Origin of the sequence: Streptomyces sp. NPDC057136, from assembly GCF_042670885.1 — a bacterium.
Classification (GTDB): Bacteria; Actinomycetota; Actinomycetes; order Streptomycetales; family Streptomycetaceae; genus Streptomyces.
The window spans coordinates 1-2580 of sequence record NZ_JBHUUV010000099.1 but is presented as its reverse complement, the minus strand read 5'-3'; the positions used below and the strand labels follow the sequence as shown (position 1 = coordinate 2580).

The 2580-nt window shown below is 69.2% G+C and carries 3 protein-coding genes and 1 pseudogene; all 4 read left to right on the top strand.

The genetic code is table 11. The annotated features are described in order from the left end of the window. Positions 1–309 precede the first annotated feature (309 nt). On the top strand, positions 310–1542 hold the full coding sequence (locus ACFT7S_RS38620) for an IS701 family transposase (RefSeq protein WP_381426283.1): 1233 nt from the start codon (positions 310–312) through the stop codon (positions 1540–1542). After that, positions 1530–1724 (top strand): hypothetical protein, encoded by a 195-nt coding sequence (locus ACFT7S_RS38615; RefSeq protein WP_376381342.1) that lies wholly within the window; start codon positions 1530–1532, stop codon positions 1722–1724. Before ACFT7S_RS38620 ends, ACFT7S_RS38615 begins: the two co-directional genes overlap by 13 nt. An 81-nt stretch (positions 1725–1805) precedes the next feature. Next, positions 1806–2324 carry a transposase family protein gene (locus ACFT7S_RS38610; RefSeq protein WP_382741227.1) on the top strand — a complete coding sequence of 173 codons (519 nt, stop codon included), beginning with the start codon at positions 1806–1808 and terminating at the stop codon, positions 2322–2324. Continuing rightward, positions 2324–2580 (top strand): annotated as a pseudogene (locus ACFT7S_RS38605) (hypothetical protein); the annotation flags it as partial. The gene ACFT7S_RS38610 and the pseudogene ACFT7S_RS38605, both read left to right, overlap by 1 nt.

Below are 2580 nucleotides of genomic sequence, written 5' to 3'. Positions count from 1 at the left end.
CGTTGCGATGGTCCCGCGGCCAGGAAGCTGCCAGTAGTGGGCCGGCTTCGATGTGGCCGCCCGCAATGCTTCGAGCGGGGTCATGCCCGCATCCACGAGAAGCTGCAGGTCCCGCAGCAGAGTGGCCCCCAGGGTGGTCTTCGGCACCGGTGCATCGCTACCGGCCAGCAATGGTACACCGGCTGCGTGCAGATACCCGACGGACTGGCGGGGGGTGCTGTACTGCCAGGCGTCCGTGAAGCCGGGCGGGTTGCTTGCTTGTACTACAGCCGTGAGTGTCTGTTGAGCGTGTGACGCGTTGGTCTGTTCATGGAGACGGAGCGTGCGGTGCAGGTGTGGTCGGGCTGGTTCGAGGAGTTCTTCGCCTCGATGGCCCGGGTGTTCGGCCGGGTGGACCGGCGGCGGACGGCGGTGGCGTATCTGAAGGCGCTCATCGCGCCCATCGAGCGGAAGAACGGCTGGCAGATCGCGGAGCATGTCGGGCACGCGAGTCCGGACCGGGTGCAGTGGTTCCTGTCCCGCTCGACGTGGCTTGCCGACCAGCTCCGGGACTGCGTGCGCTCGTTCGTCGCTGCTCATCTGGGGCGGCCGGACGGAGTGCTGGTGCTGGACGAGACGGCGTTTTTGAAGAAGGGCACCAAGTCGGCCGGGGTGGCCCGGCAGTACGCCGGAATCACCGGACAGGTTGAGAACTGCCAGGTCATGGTGTTCTGCGCGTACGCCACCGACACCGGACGTGCGTTGATCGACCGGGAGGCGTACGTTCCGGCCGTCTGGACCAAGGACGCCGAACGGTGCCGGGACGCGAAGATCCCCCGGCCCCGGGCCAGGGAGGTGGTGACCAAGCCGGAACTGGGCCGGCGGATGGTGGAGCGCTGCCGGCGGGCGGGGGTGCCCTTCGGCTGGGTGGCCGCCGACAGCCTCTACGGCCAGGACCGCAAGCTCCGCGCGGCACTGGAGCGCCGCCGCATCCCGTATGTGATGGCGGTACCGGCGGACGAGACCGTGGTGACACACGGGACCGGACCGCTGCGGGCCGATGCCCTGGCCAAGCGTGTCCCGCTGCGCTTCGAGCGCCGCTCGTGCGGCACCGGGACCAAGGGCGGGCGCCGCTACGACTGGGCCCTGGCCGAGGTCACCTGGCCCGGCGGCACCGAGAACGACGGCCCCCGCCGCGGCTTCGTCCACCTGCTGCTGGTCCGCCGCTCCATCAGCGATCCGTCCCAGACCGCCTACTTCGCCGTCCACGCCCGCACCGGCACCCCGGTCGCCGAGATCATCCGGGTGATGGGTCTGCGCTGGGCGGTCGAGGACTGCTTCGAGACCGCGAAGTCCGACTGCGGACTCGACCACTACGAAGTCCGCACCTGGGACGCCTGGCACCGCCACATCACCCTCGCGATGGCGGCCCTCGCCTTCCTGACCGTCACCGCCACCCGCACCGACACCAGCGGGGAACTACCGCCCCCGGCCCCTGCCGGTCAGGACGAGGAACCCGAGATACCTGAAAAGGGGGCGGTGACCGGCTCATGGGCAAGCTGATCCGCTACAGCGCCGAAGAGATCCGCCGTCTCCTCAACCGCCTCGTCTGGCCCCCGCCACCACTCCCCGCCGCCCTCGTCATCACCCAGTCCCTCTGGCGCCGCACCCACCAGACCCGCGCCCGCCAAAGCCATCACGACACCCGCGACCGCAGAGACCGCAACCGCGACTCACGGCTGTAGTACCTGCACGAAGGCATAGACGTCCTGGCCGAGCAGGCCCCGGATCTGCACCGGGTCCTTGCAGAGTGCCGAAAGCGGGGCATGAACCACCTGGTCCTGGACGGCACGCTGATCGAGTCCGACCGCGTCGCCGGTACCCACATGAGCGCCGCGGGCAAGGAGGTGGACACCTGGTATTCGGCGAAACACAAGGCATTCGGGGCGAACGTGCAGTTCCTGTCCGCCCCGAACGGCACCCCGTTATGGGTGTCCGAAGCCGAGCCCGGCTCGGTGCCCGACATCACCGCCGCCCGAATGCACTGCCTGTCAGCCCTGTACAAGGCGGCCGCCGACGGCCTGCCCACCCTCGCCGACGCCGGCTATCAAGGCGCCGGGATCGGCATCCACCACCCGTTCAAGAAGCCCCCTGGCCGCTCCCACCTGCAACTTCACTCCGACACCCGCACCTACAACGCACTCCTGCGAGGAGTTCGGGCGCTGGGCGAACGAGCTGCGGCCGAGCTGAAGGAACGCTGGCGCACCCTGAAGCGCGTCACGCTCAGCCCCGGTCGGATCGGCGCCATCGTCAAAGCCGCCCTCGTCCTCAACAACGCCTGGTAATGACCTTCGTTGAGAAAACCTCAGTGGTCAGCACGGTGACACTTTTGGCCGGTGGTCACCCGCCGGCCGCGCGCCGCGAACGGTGGGCCGCGGCTCGCTCTCTCGCCGTCGCCATAGGCGACTGGGAGCAGAGATCCTCATCATGTCTGCCTCTGCCAGCTCGAGCGCGCCGTTCTCGGGGCCTGATCGCGATGGCCCTGGCCTGCGAACCGCGGCTGCTGATCGCCGACGAACCGACCACCGCCCTGGACGTCAC

Bases quoted from the DNA above. Each gene is read 5' to 3' on its own strand.
- ACFT7S_RS38620 (WP_381426283.1), top strand. From the start codon at position 310: ATGGAGACGGAGCGTGCGGTGCAGGTGTGGTCGGGCTGGTTCGAGGAG.
- ACFT7S_RS38615 (WP_376381342.1), top strand. From the start codon at position 1,530: ATGGGCAAGCTGATCCGCTACAGCGCCGAAGAGATCCGCCGTCTCCTC.
- ACFT7S_RS38610 (WP_382741227.1), top strand. From the start codon at position 1,806: ATGAACCACCTGGTCCTGGACGGCACGCTGATCGAGTCCGACCGCGTC.